This window comes from Streptomyces sp. a15, from assembly GCF_059026085.1.
Genome location: NZ_JBWLKM010000062.1, coordinates 1 through 24,536 on the forward strand (window position 1 = coordinate 1; position 24,536 = coordinate 24,536).

At 71.3% G+C, this 24,536-nt stretch carries 24 protein-coding genes and 1 pseudogene; 10 read left to right on the forward strand and 15 right to left on the reverse strand.

Annotated features, from left to right (window positions below; genetic code table 11):
* Nucleotides 1-416: 416 nt before the first annotated feature.
* A complete protein-coding gene (locus AC5P09_RS38275) occupies nt 417-815 on the reverse strand; it encodes a nuclear transport factor 2 family protein (protein ID WP_493878307.1) in 399 nt (132 codons plus the stop codon).
* A 96-nt stretch (nt 816-911) separates the two neighbouring features.
* On the opposite strand from AC5P09_RS38275, the gene AC5P09_RS38280 reads away from it, so the two are divergent.
* The gene (locus AC5P09_RS38280) at nt 912-1,280 is read left to right on the forward strand and encodes a winged helix-turn-helix transcriptional regulator (RefSeq protein ID WP_493878308.1); all 369 of its coding nucleotides are present in this window, start codon (nt 912-914) and stop codon (nt 1,278-1,280) included.
* Between the two features lie 115 nt (nt 1,281-1,395).
* Here the strand turns inward: AC5P09_RS38280 and AC5P09_RS38285 are convergent, their stop codons facing one another.
* The gene (locus AC5P09_RS38285) at nt 1,396-1,620 is read right to left on the reverse strand and encodes a hypothetical protein (protein WP_493878351.1); all 225 of its coding nucleotides are present in this window, start codon (nt 1,618-1,620) and stop codon (nt 1,396-1,398) included.
* 433 nt (nt 1,621-2,053) lie between these two features.
* On the reverse strand, nt 2,054-2,263 hold the full coding sequence (locus AC5P09_RS38290; RefSeq protein ID WP_493878309.1) for a hypothetical protein: 210 nt from the start codon (nt 2,261-2,263) through the stop codon (nt 2,054-2,056).
* A 597-nt stretch (nt 2,264-2,860) separates the two neighbouring features.
* Here AC5P09_RS38290 and AC5P09_RS38295 point away from each other — a divergent pair.
* Nucleotides 2,861-5,311 carry a helicase C-terminal domain-containing protein gene (locus AC5P09_RS38295; RefSeq protein ID WP_493878310.1) on the forward strand — a complete coding sequence of 817 codons (2,451 nt, stop codon included), beginning with the start codon at nt 2,861-2,863 and terminating at the stop codon, nt 5,309-5,311.
* Between the two features lie 97 nt (nt 5,312-5,408).
* Here AC5P09_RS38295 and AC5P09_RS38300 read toward each other — a convergent pair whose 3' ends face one another.
* The 4 genes from AC5P09_RS38300 to AC5P09_RS38315 all read right to left on the reverse strand — a co-directional run bounded on the left by AC5P09_RS38300 (nt 5,409) and on the right by AC5P09_RS38315 (nt 10,916).
* Entirely contained in the window at nt 5,409-7,226 is a 1,818-nt protein-coding gene (locus AC5P09_RS38300) for a stealth family protein (protein WP_493878311.1), read from the reverse strand.
* A 56-nt stretch (nt 7,227-7,282) separates the two neighbouring features.
* The gene (locus tag AC5P09_RS38305; protein ID WP_493878312.1) at nt 7,283-8,980 is read right to left on the reverse strand and encodes a stealth family protein; all 1,698 of its coding nucleotides are present in this window, start codon (nt 8,978-8,980) and stop codon (nt 7,283-7,285) included.
* Nucleotides 8,981-9,186: 206 nt separating this feature from the next.
* Nucleotides 9,187-9,696 carry a phosphatase PAP2 family protein gene (locus tag AC5P09_RS38310; protein ID WP_493878313.1) on the reverse strand — a complete coding sequence of 170 codons (510 nt, stop codon included), beginning with the start codon at nt 9,694-9,696 and terminating at the stop codon, nt 9,187-9,189.
* Nucleotides 9,697-9,851: 155 nt separating this feature from the next.
* Nucleotides 9,852-10,916: a YihY/virulence factor BrkB family protein gene (locus AC5P09_RS38315; protein WP_493878314.1), complete on the reverse strand. Its 1,065-nt coding sequence runs from the start codon at nt 10,914-10,916 to the stop codon at nt 9,852-9,854.
* A gap of 143 nt (nt 10,917-11,059) precedes the next feature.
* Between AC5P09_RS38315 and AC5P09_RS38320 the strand changes: the two genes are divergently transcribed.
* On the forward strand, nt 11,060-11,539 hold the full coding sequence (locus AC5P09_RS38320) for a DUF5990 family protein (RefSeq protein ID WP_493878352.1): 480 nt from the start codon (nt 11,060-11,062) through the stop codon (nt 11,537-11,539).
* 13 nt (nt 11,540-11,552) lie between these two features.
* Here AC5P09_RS38320 and AC5P09_RS38325 read toward each other — a convergent pair whose 3' ends face one another.
* Nucleotides 11,553-11,843 (reverse strand): zinc-ribbon domain-containing protein, encoded by a 291-nt coding sequence (locus AC5P09_RS38325; protein ID WP_307675903.1) that lies wholly within the window; start codon nt 11,841-11,843, stop codon nt 11,553-11,555.
* Nucleotides 11,844-11,932: 89 nt separating this feature from the next.
* Here AC5P09_RS38325 and AC5P09_RS38330 point away from each other — a divergent pair.
* A pseudogene (locus AC5P09_RS38330) lies at nt 11,933-12,538 on the forward strand (DUF72 domain-containing protein); the annotation flags it as partial.
* Nucleotides 12,539-12,902: 364 nt separating this feature from the next.
* Here AC5P09_RS38330 and AC5P09_RS38335 read toward each other — a convergent pair.
* From AC5P09_RS38335 to AC5P09_RS38355, 5 genes are all read right to left on the reverse strand, one after another.
* A complete protein-coding gene (locus AC5P09_RS38335) occupies nt 12,903-14,639 on the reverse strand; it encodes a copper resistance CopC/CopD family protein (RefSeq protein WP_493878315.1) in 1,737 nt (578 codons plus the stop codon).
* 158 nt (nt 14,640-14,797) lie between these two features.
* A complete protein-coding gene (locus AC5P09_RS38340) occupies nt 14,798-15,697 on the reverse strand; it encodes an SDR family NAD(P)-dependent oxidoreductase (protein ID WP_493878316.1) in 900 nt (299 codons plus the stop codon).
* Nucleotides 15,694-16,167 carry a cupin domain-containing protein gene (locus AC5P09_RS38345; protein ID WP_493878317.1) on the reverse strand — a complete coding sequence of 158 codons (474 nt, stop codon included), beginning with the start codon at nt 16,165-16,167 and terminating at the stop codon, nt 15,694-15,696. The genes AC5P09_RS38340 and AC5P09_RS38345 overlap by 4 nt, the downstream gene beginning before the upstream one ends.
* The gene (locus AC5P09_RS38350; RefSeq protein WP_493878318.1) at nt 16,164-16,775 is read right to left on the reverse strand and encodes a GNAT family N-acetyltransferase; all 612 of its coding nucleotides are present in this window, start codon (nt 16,773-16,775) and stop codon (nt 16,164-16,166) included. Before AC5P09_RS38350 ends, AC5P09_RS38345 begins: the two co-directional genes overlap by 4 nt.
* The gene (locus tag AC5P09_RS38355; RefSeq protein ID WP_493878319.1) at nt 16,768-18,885 is read right to left on the reverse strand and encodes a penicillin acylase family protein; all 2,118 of its coding nucleotides are present in this window, start codon (nt 18,883-18,885) and stop codon (nt 16,768-16,770) included. The genes AC5P09_RS38350 and AC5P09_RS38355 overlap by 8 nt, the downstream gene beginning before the upstream one ends.
* Before the next feature lie 78 nt (nt 18,886-18,963).
* On the opposite strand from AC5P09_RS38355, the gene AC5P09_RS38360 reads away from it, so the two are divergent.
* The 4 genes from AC5P09_RS38360 to AC5P09_RS38375 all read left to right on the forward strand — a co-directional run bounded on the left by AC5P09_RS38360 (nt 18,964) and on the right by AC5P09_RS38375 (nt 20,964).
* Nucleotides 18,964-19,692: a siderophore-interacting protein gene (locus AC5P09_RS38360; protein WP_493878353.1), complete on the forward strand. Its 729-nt coding sequence runs from the start codon at nt 18,964-18,966 to the stop codon at nt 19,690-19,692.
* A 24-nt stretch (nt 19,693-19,716) separates the two neighbouring features.
* Nucleotides 19,717-20,310, forward strand: coding sequence for an HhH-GPD-type base excision DNA repair protein (locus AC5P09_RS38365; RefSeq protein ID WP_266437001.1), 594 nt, complete (start codon nt 19,717-19,719; stop codon nt 20,308-20,310).
* Between the two features lie 102 nt (nt 20,311-20,412).
* A complete protein-coding gene (locus tag AC5P09_RS38370; protein ID WP_493878320.1) occupies nt 20,413-20,757 on the forward strand; it encodes a hypothetical protein in 345 nt (114 codons plus the stop codon).
* 84 nt (nt 20,758-20,841) lie between these two features.
* Complete coding sequence (locus tag AC5P09_RS38375; protein WP_493878321.1) at nt 20,842-20,964, forward strand: hypothetical protein; 123 nt, start codon at nt 20,842-20,844, stop codon at nt 20,962-20,964.
* 32 nt (nt 20,965-20,996) lie between these two features.
* Here the strand turns inward: AC5P09_RS38375 and AC5P09_RS38380 are convergent, their stop codons facing one another.
* On the reverse strand, nt 20,997-22,649 hold the full coding sequence (locus tag AC5P09_RS38380) for a helicase HerA-like domain-containing protein (RefSeq protein ID WP_493878322.1): 1,653 nt from the start codon (nt 22,647-22,649) through the stop codon (nt 20,997-20,999).
* Between the two features lie 104 nt (nt 22,650-22,753).
* Here AC5P09_RS38380 and AC5P09_RS38385 point away from each other — a divergent pair, with 104 nt between their 5' ends.
* Together AC5P09_RS38385 and AC5P09_RS38390 are read left to right on the forward strand one after the other, a co-directional pair.
* Entirely contained in the window at nt 22,754-23,050 is a 297-nt protein-coding gene (locus AC5P09_RS38385) for a type II toxin-antitoxin system VapB family antitoxin (RefSeq protein ID WP_003999914.1), read from the forward strand.
* A 99-nt stretch (nt 23,051-23,149) separates the two neighbouring features.
* Nucleotides 23,150-23,797 (forward strand): LytR C-terminal domain-containing protein, encoded by a 648-nt coding sequence (locus tag AC5P09_RS38390; protein ID WP_493878323.1) that lies wholly within the window; start codon nt 23,150-23,152, stop codon nt 23,795-23,797.
* A gap of 55 nt (nt 23,798-23,852) precedes the next feature.
* On the opposite strand, the gene upp is transcribed toward AC5P09_RS38390, so the two are convergent.
* Nucleotides 23,853-24,488: a uracil phosphoribosyltransferase gene (gene upp / locus AC5P09_RS38395; RefSeq protein ID WP_493878324.1), complete on the reverse strand. Its 636-nt coding sequence runs from the start codon at nt 24,486-24,488 to the stop codon at nt 23,853-23,855.
* Nucleotides 24,489-24,536: the final 48 nt, after the last annotated feature.

The following is a 24,536-nucleotide window of genomic DNA, read 5'->3' on the forward strand; positions in this document are numbered from 1 at the left end:
ACATCGTGCCCGGTGAGGCACTGGCGGAGGATACGAGATTCGAACTCGTGAGGGGTTGCCCCCAACACGCTTTCCAACAGTGGTGGTGAGGAGTTGAGGCGCGTGCAGGGGCGTTCACCTGGGTTCATGGGCGGACGGCCCGTACGTCGCGTCCGGCGTGCGGTTTTCTCTGAACAGCCATGAACAGCCATGAACGGGACTGAATGAGACGGGAACTGAGACGGGCTGCGGCCGAGGTGAGCGTGCCGATCACGCAGGGGCCGACTGGCCTTCGCCCACCGCCACCGGGCGACCTCCGTGCTCGGAGCGGCAGGTGCTCGGCGGTGCGTCGCCCATAGGGCTCGACCTACTACAGCACCGGCCACTCCACTGCGTTAGGCAGCGGCTCCAACGAGTCCGCCAGGGCCGCAGGGCATTCAGCCGGCGCCCCAGAAGGCGTCCTCGGCCTGCTGGTCGGCGGAGAACAGCCATACCTCCGCGATCTTGTCGCCCTTGACCCTCAACACGTCGACCCCGTCCATCGACATCTCATTGCCGGCGCGCTTGGCCGAGAAGTGGATGGGGATCGCGACCAGCGCGCCGTTGACCATGGGGGCGCCGGTCAGTTGGAGTTCGAAGGTTCCCTCTGTGGCGGTCATCTGCGTGGCGAGCATCTCGCCTACAGCCGCTCCGCCGTTGTGGGTGCCGGAGACCGCGTTGTCGCCGGGCTGGTGCCACACGATGTCGTCGGCGAACAGGCCTGCGACTGCGGCGAAGTCCTTGGCGGACACGGCGTCGACGTAGCGGCGGGCGACGGTGAGCGTGTTGGACTCCATGGTGATTCTCTCCTTCGTCGAGTTCTTGCTGCTGGAGCCCTATACTCACCATCGGTAACCAGTCACCTCAACGTAACCAATGGACCGGTGTGACGCATGCCACAGCATCCGGAGTTCGACGTGATGACGGCGACCTGCCCCTCCCGTACGTCGCTGGCCCGCATCGCCAATAAGTGGACCGCCATGGTCGTCATCGCGCTCAGCGGCGGCAGGATGCGCTTCCGGGACCTGCGCTCAACCGTCGACGGCATCAGCGCCAAGGTCCTCACCGACACTCTGCGGGACCTGGAGCGAGACGGCCTCGTCACCCGCCACGTGTACGCCGAGGTGCCGCCCCGGGTCGAGTACGAGCTGACCGCACTGGGCCGCACGCTGCACATGCCCCTGCAGGCACTGGGCCGCTGGGCCGAGGACCACATCGAAGCGGTGTTGGCAGCGCGCGAAAAGTACGACGCCCGCAGCTGAGAGAGCGACAGCCCAGCGCCGTGCAGCGCGATCAGCTTGGGAAGCTGAGACCGCGGCGAGTACGCATCGAGTGGTCACATAGCCCTTGCTTTCAAGGCATGTTGCCTTCGGTGTGTCAGCTGCTCGTCCCCGCGTCCCAGCGTTCAGGCCCCACTCCGCGCCAGTCGATCCACGGTGATCCCGCCACGTCCGGCGGGTCGACCTCCAACCCGGCTCGGCGGAGGAACTCCGCGACGTCGGCCACGTTGTGGGCCAGCCCCAGGATCTCGCCGTCCACGCGCACGCGTCGGCCGCCTGTGGGCGACGGCGGGTGCACGATCACGCGAATCGGTCCGGACAGGCCTTCAGGATCATCCGGGACATGTGGCCCCGCATTCCAGGACGTCATTGGTGAAGCAGCTCACTCACGTCCCCGTCTCGCTGTTCCACGTCACGCAGCGCCCACCGTGCTGCGGGGCTTGGGTGCCAATGCTGCCGCTGCTGCCGATGCTGCCCATAGAGATGGAAGAACAGGTGAGCCGACAGCCGGTTCAGGCGCCGGCGCAGCTCGCTACGGCCGGGCCGCTCGGCGAGCTGTCGGTAGGTGGCGCTCCACTCCTGCTGCGCCTGGGCTTGGTCGTCCGGGAATGGTCGCATGACCAAATTCAAGCATGTGTTCGATTTTTTGAGCCAGCGCACGCCAATGGGCTGTGGCCGCGCTTCCGTGATGGCTACGGCTGCACGAGGATGCGGGCTCTGGGCAGGGTGAAGGATGCTCGGCTGTGCTTCATGAGTCAGGCGGAGGCATCCGGCTCAGGGGCGGGATCCGGATCGGCATCAGGCGTGCGGTCTTCCTGAGCTCGGCGGCGGATCGCGATTCCGTGGGCAAAGGAGGCGGTGGCTGCCATTCCGGCAAGAAGACTCCCGATCGCGGACACCGTAGCCGTGGTGTCCGACCCGTCGGGCTCGTCGCGGCCGAACACCAGGACTGTCTGGGTGACCACGGGTAGAGCGCGGGGTGTATCCGGGCTGTTCGGCTCCAACGTGACGTATCTCGGCGGAATCGTGTCCGTGGGGTCGCCGGTGGAGCCTTCGTCTGTTGGTCTCCAGCTCACCTGCGGAGGGCCGGACGGCATGATGCTGATCCGGCCGGTGGGCCGTGGGCCGGGCCAATTGATCGACGGGTCCGAGGCGGGCAAACCCGCCCTGCTGTTGACCGTCACGGTGACACCCAGTAGCGCAGCGCTACTCACGAACAAGGTGGAGCCAAGGATGAACCACAGCGCGGGTCGCGTCCCTGAAGTGTGCTTTCTCGTCATGCAGCCCCCTCGGCGGAAAGCTATTGACTGAGAGGGAACCCGCGAGCTGGTTCTCAGAAGCTTCAGCCCTTCGAGTGCACGGAGATCGCGGAGACGACGGCCGGTTACGGTGGTGACCGCCTGTACCTGCCCGGTACTGACCGCGCTTCCGTGGTGCGCCGGCCCCAAGGGGGTACACGATCTCACCCGGCCCTCGTCCCTCAGCCAGATACGCCATCCTTGAACCCGGCGCCGGGGCTGCCGCGCGCCGCGACGCTTCCTGGTTCGACGAGGTGCACTCACATGAAGTCCCGTTCAACGCTGGCGACATGGCTGGGCAGCCTTGACGCCTCTCGTCTGGCACGCGTGCTCGGGGCGCGGAGGGACGCCGTGGCCCCTCCGGAGCCGCGGTCGGTGGGAGAACTGGCGGACCGGCTTCAGCGGCCGGGGTCGGTGGCACTGGTCCTGCCGCGGCTCGCGCTGCCGCACCTCCAGGTGGCCGAGGCGCTGGCGGCGCTGGGGGTGCCCGCATCGCGCGATGCCCTGGCGGAGCTGCTGGGGGCGGCGGACGACGAAACGACCCGCGAGCCGGCGGCGGTTCTGGAGGTGCTGGCCGATCATGCTCTGGTCTGGCCGGACCGCTCGGGGAAGCTCCGCATGGCCGGACCGCTGCGGCAGGCATGGGACACGCCCCTGGGGCTCGATGCCCCGCTCGAGGAACTGCTCGCGGGCACGACCTCCGACGAGTTGCGCGGCATGCTGCTGGCACTGGGCCTCAAGTCGCCGGGCAGCAAGGCGCAGCGGCTGGCCGCACTGGTGGAACACCACAGCGACCCGGGGCTGATCGCCTCACTGGTCGCCAAGGCCCCTGCCGCGGCCCGGGAGTTGCTCGAACGCCGGGCGGTTGCCGCGCCGGAGGAAACCCCGCAGTTCATCATGTTCGGACACCCGGGCCCCGGCCGCGAACCCGACGGCGCTCGATGGGCGGCGGAACGGGGACTCCTGGTCCAGGATCGTCACCGTTACGGTCCGGCCCGGATGCCTGCCGAGGTGGCGCTCGCGCTGCGCGGGCCCGGCTGGCACGCGCCGTTCCAACCCGTCCCGCCTTCCGCGGGACTGGCGTCTGTCACCCCGGCGGAGGTGGACCGCGAGGCGTCGGCTGCGGCCGCGGCGTTCGCTGCCCGTGCCTCCTCGGTCCTGTCGGCCTGCTCGGCGGCGGCGCCGGCCCGGCTGAAGTCCGGCGGGATCGGTGCGCGTGAGCTGGCCCGGATCGGCAGGGCCGCCCAGGCTGACGACGCCGTCGTACGCCTCACCCTGGAGACCTCGTACGCCGCGGGGCTGCTGGGTCGGGACGGCGATCGGGTGGCGGCCACCGAGGCGTACGACGCCTGGGCGGAACAGGAACCCCAGGAGCAGTTCGCCGTACTGCTTCAGGCATGGCGGGACCTGCCGCTCACACCCACCCAGGCGCATGACGAGGACGACAAGGCGCTGCCCGCTCTCGGGGGAGCACCGCCCTGCGGCGGCTGCGTGCAGGCCCGCCACGGGCTGTTCGCCGCAGCCGCGCAGCTCCCGGCAGGGCAGGGTGTGAAGGTCGCTTCGGAGTTGGGGCCCCTGATCGCCTGGCACCGCCCGCTCGCCGATTCCTCGCCCCAGGACGGAACGCCGTTCGCCTCCGTGATCCGTGAGGCCGAACTCCTCGGCGTACTCGCTCGGGGTGCCCTGTCCGCCCTCGGCGTCCACCTGCGGACCGGCGACACGGAGGGGCTTGGCATCGAGTGCCGGCGGCTGCTGCCTTCGGCCACCGCCGCGGCCCGGATCGGCGCCGACCTCACCGCCGTCGTCACCGGCACACCATCCACGCGGCTGGCCGCGCTCCTGGACTCCGTCGCCGACCGGGAGACCAGCGGCACGGCATCGGTGTGGCGGTTCAGCGCCGGCAGCATCCGGCGGGCCCTGGACGCCGGCCGCGTCCCCGAGGACATCGAAGCCGACCTGACCGCGGTCGCCGCCGGTCCTCTGCCACAGCCGCTGTCGTACCTGATCGCCGACACCGCGCGCGGCCACGGTCGGGTGCGCGTCGCCCCCGCCGCCTGCGTCCTGCACGGCGACGAGCCCGCGCTTCTGGCGGAGCTCGCCGCCCACCGCAAGCTCGCCAAGCTCGGGCTACGGCAGCTGGCGCCGACGGTGCTGATCAGCCGCAGCCCACTGGACACGACTGTCGCCGCGCTCCGGGCCGAGGGATACGCCCCTGTCGCCGAGACGGCCGAGGGCACGGTACGCGTCGAAAAGGTCCGGCCTCGGCGGGCCACCGCTCCCGTTCCGGCTCCGCGCGGCAGCGACAGCGACGGCCGCGCGAAGGGCAGGGGCCTGATCGCCGGCCCGCGCGCGGCGCAGGCATCCGCCACCGTCGACTCCCACACCCTGGCGGACCGGCTGCTGGCCGCCCCGCCCACGACGCCCGATCCGGCGCCCTTCGACGGAGGGGTGCCCTACGCCACGGACACCGAGGAGATCGTCGCAGGGTGGGCGAAGCACCTGCCGTACGGCGATGTCCGTCAGCTCGCCCACGCCATCGATGCCGGTCGGGCCATCACCGTCGAGTACGTCGCCACTTCGGGCAACCGGACCGTGCGTACCCTGAGCCGCCTCATGCTCGACCCGCCCTACCTCGAAGCCTGGTGCCACCTCAGGGACGCCGAGCGCGTCTTCACCCTCTCCCGCATCCACAGCGTCATGAGCGTGCCCGAATGAAATCGTCGACAGAGGTCATGAAGTCACGCGGTCATGGCTTGTAGGTCATGAGGTCATGAAGTCACGGGACGGACGCCACGGTTCCGGCCGAGCACCGTCAGTCGCGACGCCACGCCTCCTCCCGCATCGGCTGCGTCGGCACTCTCGCCGTGAGCGGCGCGACCGAGGGCGCGGCGACCCGGGGCGCTCCTTCGAAGCGGCTCGGGAACGGGTACTTCCGCTCCAGGAAGGCGCGGATGGTGGCCTGGGCCGCCGACCTGGCCGCCGGGGCGGTGTCCACATCGTTGAGGCAGAAGAAGTCGACGTCCTCGCCGGCCGCGAGGCGGGCCAGGCGGCGGCGCATGTCCGGTGTGCCCAGTTGGACGTAGCGGAAGCGGTAGTCGGCCGGGACGGCCCGGCCGGTCGCGATCGCCCAGTGGTGGTGGAGCGTGGACGCCGGAGCGACGTCGGAGGTGGAGCGGAAGCGCGAGTAGGAGGTCCGTTCGAGTTCCTCGACTCCGAGGCTCTCCATCTCCCGCATGACCGACAGCAGTTGGGGATGCGGGGTGTGCAGCGACTTGTGCGTGATGTGTCTGCCGTGGAAGCGCCTGATCACCTCGCGGGCGTTCTTGCCGGCGGAGTTCGGGGCCGGCTCCAGCGGGTGGGGGGCGCCGACGCCGAGTTTCAGCGGGGACAGCGGGATCCGGGCGATGCCGTTGCCGTGGAAGAAGTGCTCGGCCCGTACCGGGCGATTGATGAAGACGTCGTCGTTGAAGTAGAGGTAGTGCTCCGACAGGCCGGGGATGTGGTGCAGCCGGCTCTCTATCGCGTGCGAGTTGAAGACGGGCAGCGCGTCGGCCGGGAGGATGTCCCGGTGGTCGACCACGGTCAGGCCCTCCGCGTCCGGGTCCAGCCAGGCGGGGATCTGGGAGTCGGTCACGAGGTAGACGTGCCGGACGAATCCGGCGTACATCTCCAGCGAGCGCAGGGCGTACTTGAGTTCGTCATGGCTGGTGTAGCGGGAGGCGCCGGTCTCGCGCGGGGCGATGACGTTGTCGGAGAGCGCCTGATGGGCGCGGCGCTTCGCGGCCATCGTCGGGTCGTCCCCGTCGACCCAGGTGTACACGGCGTCGACGGGGAAGCGCACCTCGTCGATGCCCGGCTCGGCGAACGGGGCGAACGTCGGCACGCTGCGGCGGCGGCCCGCCACCGCGGCCGGCTGCTGCGCCGCCACCGGGAGCACTTCCGACACGGGGTTGCGGCGCGGGGCGACGAGCGCCGGGGCGAAGACGTCCGGCAACCGGCTGCCGGGCACGGTGAGCCAGGAGGGATCCGTGCCCGGGGCGGTGCCGAGGTCCCGTGCGTGACGCCAGAACTCGATGTCGCAGCCCGTCTCGAGACCGGTGAGCACCTGTCCCCCGGGGCCGAGGCGGACCACGCCGGTACGGAGCACCGCGGCCCGCCTCAGCGCCCGCGGCAGCTTCCCGTCGGCCCACAGCACCGCGTGCGTCAGGGCGCCGTCCGGTCCGACGGCGCCGACATACCCGACGGTGCCGGCGAAGCGCTGGGCGGCCCCGGTGAGAACCGCGTCGCGGTAGGTCTCCTCGACGCCGATGACCTGCCGCGGCGCGCCGTGTCCGTGGTCGGCGGGGACCAGGAAGTACCGGACGCCGAGCCCTTCCAGCAGGGTGCACACCCGCTCGAGATCGGCTTCGACGGCGTCCGCCGCGGTGTAGCCGGCGACCGTACGGCCGTACAGCCGCGTCGGTCCGAAGGCGGCCCGGTGCAGTCCGGGGACGGCGGCCCGCAGGCGTCGTCGGGCCCGGGCCGCACGCAGCGACCAGAGCCGGGCCGACAGCCAGAGCCCCAGGCGCACCAGAAGGTCCCGGACGGCCCGCATGCCCGCAGGCGCCGCGAAACGGTGACGGATGTCCATGCCCCCCATAGCCCCCATGCCCCCCATGCCCCCCATGTCCACGCCCCCCAGCCCCGTTACTTCTGCTTCTCGAAGGGGCTCGCGAAGGGGAAGTAGTCCTCCAGGAACTCGTTCATCCGGACGCCGACCTGCTCCCGCTCCTCGGGCGGCACGTCGACGTCGTTGAGGCAGAAGAAGTCGAAGCGGCGGCTGCGGCGCAGGTCGTCCAGGCGCCGATCGGCGTCCGGGCGGCTGATGTTCACGTACCGGAAGCTGTACTTCCCCGGCACGCCGCGGCCGGTCATCAGCGCGTACTGGTAGAGCAGCGGGGCCGTCATGGCGATGTCCTGCGGCGAGCGGAAGCGGGACGCCGTGGTCCGGCGGACGCCCTCCGCGAAGAGCTCCTCGATGGCCTGCAGTGTCTCTCGCTGCTGCGGCAGCGGGGTGTGCATGAAGTTGTTCGTCGTCATCCGCCCGAACTTCTCCAGCAGCAGCCGGCGGACGTTCTTGCTCGCGGAGTTGGTGGCCGTCTCCTCGGCGTGCGGCTTGCCGACGCCTATCTTGAGCGGGGACACCGGGACCTTCATCAGACCGCTGCCGTGGAAGAAGTGCTCCGCGGTGACCCGGCGGCCGACGAACACGTCGTCGTTGAAGTAGAGGTAGTGCTCCGACAGGCCGGGGATGTGGTGCAGCCGGGTCTCGATCGCGTGCGAGTTGAACACCGGCAGGACGCCCTCGGGGAAGATGTCGCGGTGGTCGACGACCGTGATCCCCGGCGCCCGGTCGTCGAGCCAGTGCGGCTTCTGGCCGTCGGTCACGATGTAGATGTGCCGGACGAAGTCGGCGTACATCGCGAGCGAGCGCAGCGAGTACTTCAGCTCGTCATGGCTGGTGTAGCGGGAGGCGTTGGTCTCCTTGTCCAGGATCTCGGCGGTGCCGCGCTCCTGGTACCGGGCGCGCTTGGCGCGCATGTCCGGCTCCTCGCCGTTCACCCAGGTGTAGACGACGTCGACGGGGAAGGTCACGTCGTTCACGGTCGGCAGGGTGAGCGGGACGAAGCTCGGCAGCTCCCGGTCGCCGATCCGCACCGTGGCCGGCTTCTGCTCGGACACCGGCAGCACGTCCGTGATGCCGTTGTTCCGCGGCGCGACGAGGGACTCGGCGAAGACGTCCTCGGACGCCTGCGGCTGCACCTTGGCCAGGCGCCGAGGCCCGTCGTCGGAGGCGAGGAGCTGTGCCCCGTCCTCCCAGAACTCGACGTCGCAGGCGAGCTGCGGCCCGGCGAGCAGCTGGCCCGAGGGGCCGAGCTGGTTCTCCCCGATGCGCAGGACGGGGGCCGTACGCAGCGCGGCCGGCAGGACACCGTCCATGAACAGGGCGGGGTGCTTGAGCTTCCCGCCGGACTGCGGTCTGCCGATGAACACCGCCCTCCCGGCGTTCTGCGCTTCGAGGGTGGCGAGGAAACGCTCCCGGTCGACGGCGTTCACGCCGACCGTGTGGCGCGTACGGGAGGCCCGTACGAGGAAGTACGGGATGCCTTCCTGCTCCAGCGCGGCGACGACCAGGCCGAGGTTGGCGGCGGCCGCCTCAGCGGCGCTGAACCGGGTCACGATCCGTCCGTAGAGGTGCTGGCCGCGCACCGCCACCGGACGGAGCACCGGGTCCGTGACCGCTGCCCTGCGGCGCCGCCGCATCGTGCGCAGCTGCCACACCCTTTCGGCGGCCTTCTGCTCGACTCGCGGCCCCATCCGCCGGGCAAAAGAACGCACGGTCACTTCTGAGCTCCTCTTCACGCACCCGAACACATCCCTGCGCTGAAGAGACAGGCGCATGAGGCGGAAGGTTGTAGAAGAGTTTTCTGAGAATTAACGAACGCAGGGCCTTGCGCACAATCAAGCCACAGTTGGGCGTGGTAAAGAGCAGCGGCTGCCGACAGCGCATCCGTCGGCAGCCGGACGTGCCAGAGCACGTATCGCCGCGGTCAGAGCACGTATCGCCGCAGCAGCCGCGGTACGGCCCGTACCAGCGCGGCCGCGGCCAGTCCGATCGCGCCGCCGGCGGCCACGTCGGTGGGGTAGTGCGCGCCGCTGTGCACCCGTTGCGTGGCCACCGTCACCGCCGAGGCCCCGCAGGCGGCACCGGCGGCCGGCCACACCGTCGCGACGGCCCCGGCGAAGCCGAAGGCGGCGGCCGTGTGCCCGGAGGGGAAGGACGAGCTGTCCGGCCGGTCACGCAGATCGTCCGGCGGCACCCACTCCCGCGGCGGGCGGCGCCGCCGGTACAACTGCTTGGCGACCCCGTTGGACAGCACCTCGGCCGTCGCCATCGCCGCCACCCCCGCGGCGGCGGCCGTACGGCCACGCCATCCGCCGACGGCGGCCATCGCCCCGGCCGCCGCCCACCACAGCTTGGTGTGCTCGGCCGCCTCCTCCACCGCGGGCGCGACCCGCCGCAGCCAGCGCGGTCCCGACGCGATCGTGCGCCTCGCCATCCTGTGATCCCGGTCGCGCAGGCTCGCCATCGCTCCCATGACCAGTCGACCCATCGCTCCCATGACCAGGCGACTTCCCGTCCAGAGCCCTCTGACACCGGCACAGCCACCGGCGGTGATCCACCGTGGTGATCCGCCGTGGTGATCCGCCGCCTTCAGGATTCAAGGCGGCGACGGTCCTCCTCGTCCCACTTCCGGGTGTCGCGCGGCTGGACGTACGGCTCCTTCCCGGCCGGATGACCGCCCGCGACAGCCCGCTGGCGAGCCAGCTCCGCGTCGAATTCCAGGCCGAGCAGAATCGCCAGATTCGTGATCCACAGCCACACCAGGAAAATGATCACGCCGGCGACAGCACCGTAGGTCTTGTTGTACGAGCCGAAGTTCGCCACGTAGAACGCGAACCCCGCCGAGGCGATCATCCAGATCACCAGTGCCAGGAAACTGCCCGGCGTGATCCAGCGGAAGCCGCGGACCCTCGCGTTCGGGGTCGCCCAGTACAGGATCGCGATCATGATCGTGACCAGGACCACCAGCACCGGCCACTTCGCGATCGACCACACCGTCAGCCCGGTGTCGCCGACTCCGAGCGCCGTGCCGATCTCCCGTGCGAGGCCGCCGGTGAACACCACGATCAGCGCACTGATCACGGCCATGACCATCAGCGCCACGGTCACGCCGACCCGCACCGGCAGCACCTTCCACACCGGGCGCCCCTCGGGGACGTCGTAGACCGCGTTGGCGCTCCTGATGAACGCGGCGACATAGCCGGAGGCCGACCACACCGCGAGCACCAGACCCACGATCGCCATGATCGAGCCGAGTCCGGCGTTGCCCTGCATCTGCCGGACCGCGTTGGTGAGGACATCCCGCGCCGCGCCCGGGGCGAGCTTCTGGATGTTGTCCAGCACCTGCTGCGTCGCCGACTGGCCGACGATCCCCAGCAGGGAGACGAGCGCCAGCAAGGCCGGGAACAGCGCCAGAATCCCGTAGTAGGTCAGCGCCGCGGCCCGGTCGGTCAGCTCATCCCTCTTGAACTCCTTCAAGGTGCCTTTCAGCACCGTCCCCCAGGAGCGTTTGGGCAGGTCGGTCGGGCTGTCCGGCTCCTGCCGCTCCACCTGTTCGTCCGGCCCGGCATCCGGGGCACGCACGGTGTCGGCCTGCCGGTCGGCCGCGGCGTGCCCGGTGCGGTGCCTTCCATGCCTTCTCATCGTCCGTGTCATGCCGCACGAGTATCCAGCCGATCTCCGACTGAACCCTGCCGATCCTCACATTTGCGGTATATGAGGCGCTCGACGCGAGGGTTGGGCTCAGAGCCCTGCACGAGGAGATGTCCGCAGAACCCGATCATCGCGGCGGGCAGCGGATGATGGCCCGCATGCGCATCCGTATCGACGCCTTCGACCTGCCCGGCCTCACCCGCCCGGCCCCCGCCGACGGCTCCGCCCCCGCCTACGGCAACATCCACGTCGCCGTGCAACGCCGCGACCGTCCGGCCGAGCTGCTCGACCCGCAGCGGGGCGACGCCGCGTCCGCGACCTGGACCCTGGAGTGCACGGCGGTCACCTCGCCGACCGGCATCGAGGTGCAGGGCCCTTATGTGCAGAACCGTCTGGGGCACCGGTTCATCTATCTGTCGTGGGGCACGGTCGACGAGGCCGGCCTCTTCACGATGTTCCGCCGCGGCAAGCTCATGCTCGACGCCGTCCCCGCCGACGTACTCGCCGCCGCCGCACCCGACGGCCTGCTGGTCGCACGTCTCGGCCTGACCGACGCGTGTGGCGGCCCCCTGTGCGCACGGATCACGCCCCCGCACGTCACCTGGACCGCCGAACCCGCCGCCTAGACAGCTGTATTTGTCAGGACTGGTACGGCTGCTGCTGCGGCTGCCCGTACGGCTGACCGCCGTGCCCGCCCGCGGACTGGGCCTGCAGCTGCTCCGCCTGTTCCTGGGTGACCTTCTGTTCCGCGCCGCAGAAGGTGCACTGCGTCGCGTACTTCGTCGAGAGCGGAAACAGCGGCACGAAGAACAGCGTGAACTTCGTGACGCGCTTCCGGAGCGTGTGCGCGGCGGGGTTGCCGCACTGGCCGCACACCAGCGTCAGTATCGCGAGCTGGTACAGGTATCCCTTGGTGCCGAAGATGATCATTCCGGATTCCTTCCCGAGTCAGTCCTCACAGTGTCCTGCACCGCGTCCTGCACCGCGTCCCTCCCCGGCGGTTGGGTAACCGCTCCCCCATGGGTGACATCCTCGTCGGGACCTGTTCCTGGACCGATCGTGCGCTCGTCGGCAGTGGTTGGTATCCGGTCGGGCGGCGGGACGCCGAGGGGCGGTTGCGGTATTACGCCGAGCGGTTTCCCGTCGTGGAGGTCGACTCCGGCTACTACGCCCTGCCCGGGGAGCGGAACAGCCGGTTGTGGGTCGAGCGGACGCCGGACGGGTTCGTGTTCGACGTGAAGGCGTTCTCGCTGCTCACCGGGCATCCGACCAAGGAGCGTGCCCTGCCGGACGGACTTCCCGCCGACGCCGGGCATCCTGCCGTCCTCGACGAGGTGTGGGCGCGGTTCGCCGACGGGATCGGGCCGTTGCGGGCGGCGGGGCGGCTCGGGAGCGTGCTGTTTCAGTTTCCGCCGTGGTTTCGGCCGGGGGCGCGGGCCGAGGCGTTTCTGGAGGAGTGCGCGGTGCGGACGGCGGGCCGGCCGGTCGCCGTGGAGTTCCGGCACCCGGCGTGGTGGCGGGAGGAACGGGAGGAGGCGACCCGTGCGCCCCTCACCCGCCTCGGCTTCGCCGCCGTCGGGGTCGACATGGCCGGCACGCTGCCGTCCTCCATACCGCCCGTCACCGTTCCTTTGGACTGAGCAGGAGTGAGCCCATTCAGCCGCACGCCCCGAACGGTCTTGGGCGCTCCCCCAGACTTCGTCCGGAGGGACCCCCAGGCCCCCGGCGTACTCGGCCCCGGGGCGGCGGCACGCATCCTGTGCGCGGTCCGATCCCGGGAGGCCAGTTCCCTGTACGACCTGGCCAGACGAGCACGGCCAGCGGCGACGGGGAGGCCCTGAACCATCACTCCGGTGGAGCAGGGGCCCCGCACGCTGGCGCCGACTCGGCGTCCCAGATCGCACGATCACGTTAACCCGGACGGCCCAAGGCGCCGCAAGCCTGCAAGCGGACCATCACACGATCGAGCTAAAGCGACCAAGTCCACGATCAGCCCACGATCTTCACCGTCTTCGACTCGCTCACCTGGTCGATCTCCGAGACCCGGACCGTCACCTTCATCATCCAGTCGCCGGCGATGGGGAGGTTGAGCGAACTCGTGCCCCAGTAGCCGCCCTTGTCGGTGACTTCGGCGTCGATCGGGCCGAGGTCCTGGGCGGGGAGCGTGAAAGAGAGGCGGAGTTCCGGGACGGTGGCCAGGCCGCCGTCGGGGGTGAGGACCACGGCCTCGACCGAGTTGTCGCCGGTGCGGCCCGGATCGAGGGTGATCTGCACCTTGCCGCGGGCGGTGCCGACGGCGAAGGGGATGGTCGTGACGGACGCGGTGGCCAGGCCGGTCGTCGACGCCGTTTCGGCGGCCTCGGCGGCCTCGGCGGCCGCTCGGCCCGGGAGGGTGCCGGTGAGGACGGTCGTGAGCACCATGACCACTACGCCGACGGCGACTTCGGCCAGTACGGAGCGGCGCAGGCCTGCATGAGCAGGGGGCAAGGTGGAGGCGGCGGTGGCGGGTTCCGAAGGCGGCAGCGGTGGGCCGCCCACCGGCTCCGGCACCCGCTCGGGTACGGCCGCCTCCACCTGCGCCAGCCGCGCCGTCCATCGCCGTGACATGTCCGCCATGACCAGCAGGAGCAGCACCGCGATGAGCTTGGCGACCAGGAGGCGGCCGTACGTGGTGTCGGTGAGGGCGGTCCAGGAGCCGAGGCCGCGCCAGGACTGGTAGACGCCGGTGACGACCAGGACGGTCACCGACCAGAAGGCCAGGCGGGAGAAGCTCCTGACCACCACTGGCGGGACGGCCGACGACGACTTGTACAGCGTGGTCAGCAGCGCCGTCAGGCCGCCCAGCCACACCGCCATCGCCAGCACGTGCAGAACGGACGACGTCATCGCCACCGGCACCTGGATGCCGGCCGACGCGTGCTCGCCGGCGGCCCACGTCAGCGCGAGGCCGACACAGAGGGCGGCGCCCGAGGCGAGCCAGGCGGAGGGCAGCGGCTTGGGCCGCAGGAGTCGTACGACGAAGAGGGCCGCCGGTACGAGCAGCGCCAGGCGGGCCAGCAGGACCAGGCCCGGGCGGGTGGTCAGGGTGTCGGTGAAGGCCGAGGGGGCGAAGGCGGGGGCCGCGCCCGACTCGTACGGGGCGCGCAGCAGCATGAGGGCCACGGTCGCCGCCGCCAGGGTCCACCAGCCCGCCCGCAGGAGCCTGCGCAGGGGGGCCGGGTCCGGGGGGCGGCAGGCCGCCATGAAGACCGCCGTGCCGATCAGCAGGGCCGCGGCCAGATACGCGAGGTAGCGGGCGATGTTGTAGAGGCCGGCCGTGACCGGGTTCTCGACCGGGCCCGTGTCCACCGTCGCCGTGGTGACGGAGGGCTTGCCCACCGAGAAGGTGAACGCGCCCGAGACCGGGTGGCTGTCCGCCGACACCACCCGCCAGGCCACCACGTACGTGCCCTCGGCGAGCTTCGCGGGCAGGGTGACGCGGGCCGTGTCGGAACCCTCGGGCGCGTGCTCGGCCCGGTCCAGGCGCAGCCGGTGGTTGTCGGGGTCCAGGACGCGGAAGGAGTCCTCGAGCAGGCCTACGGACTCGGTGAAGGTGAGGGTGAGGTGGCGGGGGGCCGACTTGAGGACGGTTCCGTCCTTGGGGTCGGTGTCGCGGAGGGCGGCGTGGGCCGACGCGGGTCCCGCGCTGCCGAGGAGGAGCAGGACCAGCACGGTGCCCAGCAGCACCAGCCCTTGAAGTCCCCGGCGTTGTCGGTCTGCCCTGAGACCTGACCTGTGCTCACCGTCACGCTCCACGTCTCTTCTTCTCCGTCTGTGGACTCGCCGCCTCCGGAAAGATACGGATACCGACCCCGGAGTGCTCACGGAGCAGGCCGTGGCGCCGCTCACCACGTGGGCCGTGCCGTCACCCCGCCATCCACCACCAGGTTCTGCCCGGTGATCCAGGACGCGAGCGGCGACGCCAGGAACACGCAGGCGTCGCCCACGTCCTCCGGGCGCCCCAGCCGCCCGAGCGGCGCCGCCCGTTCCCATCGCCGTACGCCCTCCGGCCAGGCCTCGGCCAGCCCCTCCCGGTCGATCAACCCGGGCGAGACGGTGTTGACGCGGATGCCGTAGGGGCCGTACTCGAGGGCCGCCGCCCGGGCGTGCATCACCACGGCCGCCTTGGAGGCGGAGTAGTGGGCGTGATCGAGGGCCGGGTGACTCGCCTCGATGGACGCGATATGCGTCACGGAGCCGGAACCGGAGCCGGAGCCGGAGCCGGAACCGGAGCCGGAGCTGGAGCTGGAGCTGGAACCGGAGCCGGAGCTGGAACCGGAGCCGGAGCTGGAACCGGAGCCGGAATCGGAGACCCTTCCCGTTCCCCCTCCCCCTCCCGCTCCCGACTCCCGCATCACCTCCACCGCCGCCTGCGTGCACGCGAACACGCTCGACAGGTTCGTGTCCACGACCGCCCGCCACTGAGCCACCGTCATCCCGGCCAGCGCCCGCGTCGGCTGGACGCCCGCGTTGTTGACCAGGGCCGTCAGCCGGCCCCCGCCCCATTCCGAGGCCTCCCGCACCAGGCCCCGGCAGGCGTCCTCGTCGGCCAGATCCGCCTGGAGCACGACGGCCCGCCCGCCCAGGTCCCGGATGCGGGAGGCCACGTCACTCGCCGCCTGCACCGCCGTACGGCAGTGCAGGGCCACCGCCGCGCCCTCCTCGGCGAACCGCAGGGCGATGCCCCGTCCGATGCCGCCGCCCGCGCCGGTGACCAGCGCCACATGCCCTTCGAGGAGTCTCATGGACGGCACAGTCCCGCGATCCGGGCGGCCTCGGCCGGGTAACGCGCCGTCAGCTCGGCCGCGTTCCCGTGCTCGTAGTCCTCGTAGGTGAATCCGGGGGCCATCGTGCAGCCGAAGAAGGTCCACTCGCCGCCCGCGGCCACCCGTGCGCCCATCCAGGTGCCAGCGGGGACGGTCAACTGGGGGTGCTGGCCGCCGAGGACGTCCGGGCCCAGGACGGGCGTGCTCGACGTCCCGTCGGGGGCCAGGAGGAGGAGTTCCAGCGGGGCGCCCAGGTAGAAGTGCCAGATCTCGTCGTGGGGCAGGCGGTGCAGGGCCGAGTAGTCGTCCGAGGTCAGAAGGACGACTATCGCCGTTCCCTGAGGGCGGCCGTCCGTGCCTTCCGGTCCTGCCCACGTGCGTCGGAAGAGCCCGCCCTCGCGGGGGATGGGCTCCAGACCGTAGTGGGCGACGAGGTCGTCCGGTGTCATGCCGGGAAGGCTACCTCCCGGCTCAGGAAGGCGAGTTGAGCGTGCTTCTCGGACAGGAACACGTCCGGGATGTCTATCTCCGGCAGGACGACGACCGGGCCCGCCTCGAAGCCCTGCTTCAGGAAGCGCGCGATCGCCTTCTCGTTGCGCACGTCGGGGTCGACGACGACCCGGGTGCGGTCCAGGCCGAGCAGCACGTACGAGGTGACGGCGGTCAGCAGCGCCGAGGACCAGCCGGGACGCGCGCCCTCCTGTCCGGCGGGCGCCAGCAGCACGTGGACGCCTATGTCGCCGGGCCGCACCTCGTAGCACTCGCTGACGCGGTCCGCCTCCGGCTCGTAGGTCTGGAGGAGTGCGACCGGTTCGCCGTCCTTCTCCACCAGGTAGGCGTGGTGGGTGCCGAGGGTGTCCAGGTGCGCGTAGATCTCCTCGACCTGCTCCTTGCTCAGCCCGGTCATGCCCCAGAAGGAGGCCCGCTCCTCGCTCACCCAGGCGTGGACGACCTCGGCGTCGGCGTGCGCGTCGAGGGGCAGGAGGCGGACGGTGCCGAAGCCGTCGACGGTCTGCTCGTGGACGGGCTCGCGGGTGGGGGCGTACGCCTCAGACATCGGTCTCCTTCTTCATCAGGGTCCAGTCGGTGACGACCGGTACGAGATCACCCTTGAGCCACAAGGGGAGTTGGTCACGGTGATGGGCCGAGCCGGGGACGCCCGAGGCGCCGAACGGGACCACCCAGAGGCTGTCCTCGCGCCGGGCCAGGTCCCACACGTAACGGGCCGCCGGGCCGCGCGCACTCAGATCGGTCCAGCCGGGCACGGGGGAGGTGCACAGCACGCAGTCGTGATCGCCGGACAGGCCGGGCTCCTCGTACGACGTGCCGGTCAGCGCCCGCCAGGGGGCCAGGCGGTGGGTGTCACCCCAGGTGGCGGGCAGGTCGCCCGAGGCCGCCACCTCCTCCACGGCCGCGCGCACGACCTCCGCGCGGTCGATGCCGTACAACTCCTCGGCCCGCAGCAGGTGTTCCAGCGCGAAGCCCACCCGTGGGACGAGCGCGAGCCACGGCAGGAAGACCTCCGGGTAGGCAGGGGGAGAGGTCAGCGCGGCGAACGCCGGGTGCGCCGCGAGATGCCGTACGACCGCACCGCGCACCGCCGCGTACCCGGCCGCGTCGCCGCTGCCGGCGTCCATGTGGCGGTCCCAGCGCAGGAGGGCGTCCCGGATGGCCGCGGCCTCGGGGGTCAGGCCGTCCAGCGCTTCCAGGTGGTCCAGCAGCGGTACGGCGGAGGCGAGATGGGTGTCCATGTGGATCACCGGCATGTCGGCGGGCGACCAGCGGTCCTTCTCCCTGAGGAGGGCGGTGATCCGGTCGGCGCGGTGGGTCGCGGCGAACTCGACGCCGAGGGGGGCCGCCGGGCCGCGCTGGTTGGCCATCACGGCGATGCCGTCGGTGAGACCGGCGCGGGGCGTCTCGTGCCGGCCGAGCCAGTCGTGGCCGGGTTCCCAGGCGGGGACCAGGCGGGTGCGGTTGGCCTCGGAGCGCAGCGGCACCCGGCCCGCGACGCGGTGCAGCAGGCCGCCCTCGGTGTCGGCGGCCTGGACGACGTTCACGGGCTCGGCCCATCCGTCGAAGGCCTGGTCCACCTCGCCCACCGTGCGGGCCCGCAGCAGGGGGAGCAGGGCGCCGAAGCCGAGGTCCCCGGTGACGCGGGGCGGGTAGCGGAGGCTGACGGCGAGGGGCGTGACGGAGTCGTCCAGCGCGCCGGAGTCGTCGAGCACACCGTCGTCGAGGCCTTCCGGGAGACCTTCGGGACCGCCGATGATCACCGGCCCGCGGTCGGTCTCGATCACCTCGACCTCGACCGGCTCCTCCCCCGCCACCTCCACGGTCTCCGTGTGCCGGGCGGCCCGGCGCCAGACGCCGTCCGGGCCGAGGGCCTCGATGCCGGCGCCGGTGCGGCGCAGGCGCTCGCGGTAGAGGTCCTGGTAGTCGGCCATGGCGTTGGTGATGGCCCAGGCGACCGTGCCGGTGTGGCCGAAGTGGGCGATGCCGGGGATACCGGGGACGGCGAGGCCGACGACGTCGAACTCCGGGCAGGACAGGTGGATCTGCTGGTAGACGCCGGGGTCCTCGATGAAGCGGTGCGGGTCGCCGGCGATGACCGCCGCGCCGGTGGTGGTGCGCTCGCCGCCGACCAGCCAGCCGTTGCTGCCCAAGGTGCCGGGGCCGTCGGTGGCGAACAGCCGGACGGCGTCCGCTCCCAGGTGCCGGACGACCTGCTCGCGCCAGAGCTTGGCGGGGAAGCCGGCGAAGAGGATGTGCGTGGCGAGCCAGACGCCGAGCGGGGTCCAGGGCTCCCAGCGGCCGGGAGCGAGGCCGACCCGGGCGAACTCGGGTGCCTCGGTGCGCGCGAGCCCCTCGTTCACGCCCTCGACGTACGCCCGCACCCAGTCGGCCGTCTCCGGGTCCTGTCTCTCCAGTGCGGTGAAGCAGCGTGCGGCCGTGTCGTCGAGGCGGGCCCGTCTCGCGAACCGGTCCCAGGCGAGGGCCTCGGTGCCGAGGAAGGCGGCCGAGGTGCCCTGTGCGCGGTGCCGCTCGACCTCCAGCTGCCAGGCCCGGTCGCGGGCGGTGACCAGGCCCTGGGCACGGGCGAGTGCACGCGCGCTGCCGGCGCGGAGGTGGGGGATGCCCCAGGCGTCGCGGTAGATCTCGGTGATCACCCCTGTGCCCCTTCTGTCTTTAGGTTAGGCTTGCCTAAGTAAATGGTGATGGAATCGTACGCGAAGGGTGAAGACGCGATGGGGCAGGGGCACGGCTGGGAGGGCGCGGTCCTCAAACTGCTGCGTGCGAAGGACTTCGTCTTCACCGTGACCGGCGCGGAGGACGTCACCGGGCACTACCGTCGCGTCCACCTCACCGACGGCGGCATGCTGGCGGCGACCGGCGTCCACCCGACGATGTGGGTGCGGCTCTGGTTCGACAACGCGGGCACACCGCACCAGCGGGCCTACACCCTGGTCGACCCCGACCCCGCGGCCGGCACCTTCAGCCTGGAGTTCGCGCTCCACGAGGGGTGCGCCAGCGACTGGGCGCGCACGGCGAAGCCCGGCGACACCATCGAGGCGACCGTGCACGGCACCGACTTCCGGCGGCCCGACCCCGAGCCCTCGCACGTCTTCGCGATCGGCGACCCGGCCTCGCTGCCCGCGCTCAACTCCCTCCTCGACGCGCTCGCTCCCGCCCCGGCGACCGTCTGGTTCGAGAGCACGGAGGCCCTGGACGGCCTCCCCTTCCGCACCGCCCCCGCCCGGCACGACGTACGCCCCGTGCCCCGGCAGGACTCCGGCGCCCACCTCGTCGCCCAGGTCAAGGAGACCCTGCCCGACCTCCTGAAGGCCAGCCCGGAGCCGTACGTCTGGATCGCCTGCGACACGGCGACGACCCGGACCCTGTCGTCGTACGTCCGCAAGGAGCTCGGGCTGCCCAAGCAGCGGGTGCACGCGCTGGGGTACTGGCGGGCGGGCTGACCGCGCACGCGCGATGATCGGGGCATGGACGTCACTCTTCATCTCGCCCAGGACCCCGAGGCCGACGAACTCCTCGGGCGCTCCCCGCTCGCCGCGCTGGTCGGGATGCTGCTGGACCAGCAGGTTCCGATGGAGTGGGCGTTCAAGGGACCCCGCACGATCGCGGACCGGCTCGGCGCCGACGACCTGGACGCGCACGAGATCGCCGCGCAGGACCCGGAGGCCTTCGCCGCGCTCCTGTCGGAGAAGCCGGCCGTGCACCGCTACCCGGGGTCGATGGCCAAGCGCGTCCAGCAGCTGTGCCAGTACCTCGTCGAGCACTACGACGGGAACGCCGAGCTCGTCTGGAAGGGCGTGGCCGACGGGCCGGAACTGCTGCGACGCCTCGGGGAGCTGCCCGGCTTCGGCAAGCAGAAGGCCCAGATCTTCCTCGCCCTGCTCGGCAAGCAGCTCGGCGTGCAGCCCAAGGGCTGGCGCGAGGCCGCGGGCGCCTACGGCGAGCCGAAGTCCTTCCGTTCCGTCGCCGACATCACCGGACCGGAGTCGCTGACCAAGGTCCGCGCGCACAAGCAGGAGATGAAGGCGGCGGCGAAGGCCGCGAAGGCCGCCGGGAAGTAGCCGCCATCCGGGTGGCCCGGCGGGCCCGGGGTGTAGGCCGAGCGGGTGGTTCTCGCCGCCGGCGGGATGAATCGCGTGCGCCGCGCGGGGAGATGACTTCCCGTGAGCACCGCCGCAGGAACAGCCCTCGGACCCGCCCGTCGGCGTGCCTGGCCGCGGGTGCTCGTCCTGCTGCTCGCCCTGTTCGTGCCGGGCGCGCACGCCGGCGCACAGGCGATGCCCGCCTCCGCGGTGGCGGCCGAGGTCGGCTCGGCGGTCTTCGAGTACGACGTCCTGGACACCGTGCTGCGACCGGTCACCCGGGGATCCGGCCGTCCCGTCGCACCGCTGCGGCCCGCGCCCTTCCCGGACGCGGTGCCCGCCACCCCGGCCGCCCGGCTCCTGCCCGTCCCGCCGCGCACCCCGCCCGCTCTCCGCGCCCTGCGTTCGGTGGTCCTGCGCTGCTGACAGAACCGGCTCCCGCCCTCCGGTCCATCAGCACGACGCAAGGAAACCGAGAACCGAGAAACGCAAGGAACAAGGAACACCGACATGGCAATCGACCCGTACGCGGTCCTGCGCGCCCTCCTGCGCGCCGAGGCCGCCCGCAACGCACCGAAACCCGAGGCGAAGGAACCGAAGCCGCAGCGGCCCCCGAAGGAACAGGGCCGCTGACCCGTCGGCGGAGGTGGAGGTCTCGCGAAGTCCTACCGCCTCCGCCGTGCCGTGCCGAAGAGGGAGCGGGTGATCTCGCGCCCGATCTGGGTGCCGACCGAGCGGGCGAGGGACTTGAACATGCCGCTGCCGACGACCTGTTCGACGACGGAGGGTGCTTCCTCGGGCCTGCTTTCGGTTTCGGTCCTGCCCTCGGTCCTGGCCCTGGCCCTGGCCCTGGCCCTGGCCTCGGCCTTGGCTTTCGGTTTCGGCGCGGCGCGCATCTCGTCGGGGCCCTTCGCCCCGCGCGCGGCGTTCAGCCTCTCGTACGCCGACTCCCTGTCCACAGCCTGTGCATACCGCGCGTGCAGCGCCGACGACCGGACCGCCTCGTCCAGGGCCGTCGCCTCGACCGGGCCCATCAGGGACTCGGGGGCGCGCAGCCGGGTGGCGGCGACCGGGGTCGGGGCGCCCTTCTCGCTCAGCACCGTCACCACGGCCTCCCCCGTGCCCAGCCCGGTGAGCAGCTCCTCGAGGTCGTAGGCGGAGTTCGGGAAAGTCTTCACCGTCGCCTTCAGCGCCTTCTGGTCGTCCGGGGTGAAGGCGCGCAGCGCGTGCTGGACGCGGTTGCCGAGCTGGGCGAGCACGTCGGCGGGGACGTCCTTCGGCGTCTGCGTCACGAAGAAGACGCCGACGCCCTTCGAACGAATGAGCCGTACGGTCTGCGTGATCGAGTCCAGGAACGCCTCCGACGCGTCGTCGAACAACAGATGCGCCTCGTCGAAGAAGAAGACCAGCTTCGGCCGGTCCGCGTCGCCGACCTCGGGGAGGTCGTGGAAGAGGTCGGCCAGCAGCCACATCAGGAAGGTCGAGAAGAGCTGCGGCTTGTCCTGTACGGCGGGCAGTTCGAGGACCGACACCGTCCCGCGGCCGTCCGCGGCCGTCCGCAGGAACTCGCCGGTGTCGAACTCGGGCTCCCCGAAGAAGTCGGCCATGCCCTGCGCCTCGAAGGCGGTGAGGGACCGGAGGATCACGCCGGCCGTCGCCGTGGACAGCCCGCCGATGCTCTTCAGCTCGGGCCTGCCCTCGTCGGAGGTGAGGAAGGCGACGACGGCCCGCAGGTCCTTGAGGTCGACCAACTCCAGGCCCTTCTGGTCCGCGTAGTGGAAGACCAGGCCGAGGGACTGCTCCTGGGTCCGGTTCAACCGGAGCACCTTGGACAGCAGCACGGGGCCGAAGCTGGTGACCGTGGCCCGCACGGGGATGCCGTGGCCCAGTCCGCCCAGGGCGTAGAACTCGGCGGGGAAGCCGGAGGGCGTCCACCGCTGGTGCACCTCCGAGGCGCGGGAGCGGACCCGGTCGTTCTCGACCCCGGGTGCCGAGATCCCCGAGAGGTCGCCCTTGATGTCCGCGAGGAAGACGGGCACACCCTGCGCCGACAGCTGCTCGGCGATCAGCTGGAGAGTCTTGGTCTTGCCGGTGCCGGTGGCGCCCGCGACCAGGCCGTGCCGGTTGAGCATGGGCAAGGGGATGCGGATCTGCGCGTCCGGCAGACAGGTCCCGTCCCAGAGGAGGGCGCCCAGATCGAGGGCGGGGCCCGTGAAGGCGTACCCGGAGGCGATCCTCAGAGCCTCGGCCGGGAGGGCGGGAGCGCTCCCCGGCGCCTCGGAAGCGGCGGCAGGAGAAACGGTTTCGCTGTCACTCATCTCAGGCCCCTGTTCCCGTTTGACCTGTTTTACGGCGTCTTTTCCAGCCTCGCACTCCGTCTCCATGGCTGCGCCCGGAAGGTCATGACCGGTAGGCTTTCCGTGTGATCTTCAAGCGCATCGGAAACGGCCGGCCGTACCCCGACCACGGCCGGGAAAGCACCCGGCAGTGGGCGGACGTCGCACCGCGCCCGGTCCGCCTCGATCAGCTGGTGACGACCAAGGGCCAGCTCGACCTGGAAACCCTGCTCGCCGAGGACTCCACGTTCTACGGCGACCTCTTCGCGCACGTCGTGAAGTGGCAGGGCGACCTGTATCTCGAGGACGGCCTGCACCGCGCGGTGCGCGCGGCTCTCCAGCAGCGCCAGGTGCTGCACGCGCGCGTGCTCGAACTCGACTGAGCCGCCTGCCGGTAACGGGTTGGCCCTTTCGGGTCCTCCTGCACCGCGTCCAATGATCATCTAGTAGGCATCATCGCCCGAGCGCACTACGCTGCGCTCATGAGCATGCTGACTCCCCCCGGCATGGGCGGCCAGTACCGGATCAAGGGAGACAAGTACCCCCGCATGCGCCGGCCCCGGCGGCGCGGCAGGTTCCTGATCGGGCTGGTGGCCTGCGTCGCCGCGCTCGGACTGGTCGGCTGGGGCACCCTGCAGCTCATCGACGTCTTCACCGGCGGCAAGAAGGCCGCCGCGGCCGGTTCCAAGGCGGACTGCGCCACCCGGGCGACCCCGTCGGCCTCCGCGTCCGCCGGCGCCGCGGCCGCGGTCAGGCCCTCCCGGATCACGGTCAACGTGTTCAACGCGACGCCCCGCAGCGGCCTCGCCAAGAAGACCGCGGACGAGCTGAAGAAGCGCGGCTTCAAGATCGGGGACGTCGGCAACGCGCCCAAGGAGTACGACAAGAAGGTCAAGGGCACCGGGGTACTCCTCGGCCCCGCCTCCTCCCTGAACACCTCACTGCCGGTCCTCGCGACCCAGCTCTCCACGGCCGAGCGCCGCACGGACGCCGCCCGCAAGGGCACCGAGCTCGACCTGGTCATCGGCAACGCCTTCAAGGACCTGAACAGCAAGGCGGACGCCGACAGGGCGCTGGCCAAGCTGGCCGCGCCCCAGCCGACGTCCACCTCGTCGAAGAAGAGCTGCTGAGGGTCGTACCGGAGTACCGATTAACGACGTAACTACGTAACGACGTGCTGGAGACCTAGTCGGCCAGCCCGTACATCCGGTCCCCCGCGTCGCCCAGGCCCGGCACGATGTAGCCGTGCTCGTTCAGGCGCTCGTCGACCGAGGCGGTGACGACCGTGACCGGGGTGCCCGCGAGCTCGCGCTCCATGACCTCGACGCCCTCGGGGGCGGCGAGCAGGACCACGGCGGTGACGTCGTCCGCGCCGCGCTTGATCAGCTCGCGGATCGCCGCGACCAGGGTGCCGCCGGTGGCGAGCATCGGGTCCAGGACGTACACCTGGCGGCCGGAGAGGTCCTCCGGCATGCGCGTGGCGTACGTGGAGGCCTGGAGCGTCTCCTCGTCGCGGATCATGCCCATGAAGCCCACCTCGGCGGTGGGCAGCAGCCGGACCATGCCCTCCAGCATGCCGAGGCCCGCCCGCAGGATCGGGACGACCAGGGGGCGCGGATGGGAGAGCTTGACGCCCGTGGTCGAGGCGACCGGTGTCGTGATGTCGACCTGCTCGGTACGCACGTCACGCGTGGCCTCGTAGGCGAGCAGGGTGACCAGCTCGTCGGCGAGACGGCGGAAGGTCGCGGAGTCGGTGCGCTGGTCGCGCAGCGTGGTGAGCTTGTGGGCGACCAGAGGGTGGTCGACGACGTGGAGGCGCATGGCGCTAACAGTAACCGGGAACAGTGCCGCGCTCCGTTAACCCGTGCG

Excerpts from the sequence above, each read along its gene's own strand:
- AC5P09_RS38275 (WP_493878307.1), bottom strand. The coding sequence starts at position 815 with ATGGAGTCCAACACGCTCACCGTCGCCCGCCGCTACGTCGACGCCGTG.
- AC5P09_RS38280 (WP_493878308.1), top strand. The coding sequence starts at position 912 with ATGCCACAGCATCCGGAGTTCGACGTGATGACGGCGACCTGCCCCTCC.
- AC5P09_RS38295 (WP_493878310.1), top strand. The coding sequence starts at position 2,861 with ATGAAGTCCCGTTCAACGCTGGCGACATGGCTGGGCAGCCTTGACGCC.
- AC5P09_RS38300 (WP_493878311.1), bottom strand. The coding sequence starts at position 7,226 with ATGGACATCCGTCACCGTTTCGCGGCGCCTGCGGGCATGCGGGCCGTC.
- AC5P09_RS38310 (WP_493878313.1), bottom strand. The coding sequence starts at position 9,696 with ATGGCGAGGCGCACGATCGCGTCGGGACCGCGCTGGCTGCGGCGGGTC.
- AC5P09_RS38315 (WP_493878314.1), bottom strand. The coding sequence starts at position 10,916 with ATGACACGGACGATGAGAAGGCATGGAAGGCACCGCACCGGGCACGCC.
- AC5P09_RS38320 (WP_493878352.1), top strand. The coding sequence starts at position 11,060 with ATGATGGCCCGCATGCGCATCCGTATCGACGCCTTCGACCTGCCCGGC.
- AC5P09_RS38325 (WP_307675903.1), bottom strand. The coding sequence starts at position 11,843 with ATGATCATCTTCGGCACCAAGGGATACCTGTACCAGCTCGCGATACTG.
- AC5P09_RS38340 (WP_493878316.1), bottom strand. The coding sequence starts at position 15,697 with ATGAGACTCCTCGAAGGGCATGTGGCGCTGGTCACCGGCGCGGGCGGC.
- AC5P09_RS38345 (WP_493878317.1), bottom strand. The coding sequence starts at position 16,167 with ATGACACCGGACGACCTCGTCGCCCACTACGGTCTGGAGCCCATCCCC.
- AC5P09_RS38350 (WP_493878318.1), bottom strand. The coding sequence starts at position 16,775 with ATGTCTGAGGCGTACGCCCCCACCCGCGAGCCCGTCCACGAGCAGACC.
- AC5P09_RS38360 (WP_493878353.1), top strand. The coding sequence starts at position 18,964 with ATGGGGCAGGGGCACGGCTGGGAGGGCGCGGTCCTCAAACTGCTGCGT.
- AC5P09_RS38365 (WP_266437001.1), top strand. The coding sequence starts at position 19,717 with ATGGACGTCACTCTTCATCTCGCCCAGGACCCCGAGGCCGACGAACTC.
- AC5P09_RS38375 (WP_493878321.1), top strand. The coding sequence starts at position 20,842 with ATGGCAATCGACCCGTACGCGGTCCTGCGCGCCCTCCTGCGCGCCGAG.
- AC5P09_RS38380 (WP_493878322.1), bottom strand. The coding sequence starts at position 22,649 with ATGAGTGACAGCGAAACCGTTTCTCCTGCCGCCGCTTCCGAGGCGCCG.
- AC5P09_RS38390 (WP_493878323.1), top strand. The coding sequence starts at position 23,150 with ATGAGCATGCTGACTCCCCCCGGCATGGGCGGCCAGTACCGGATCAAG.
- upp (WP_493878324.1), bottom strand. The coding sequence starts at position 24,488 with ATGCGCCTCCACGTCGTCGACCACCCTCTGGTCGCCCACAAGCTCACC.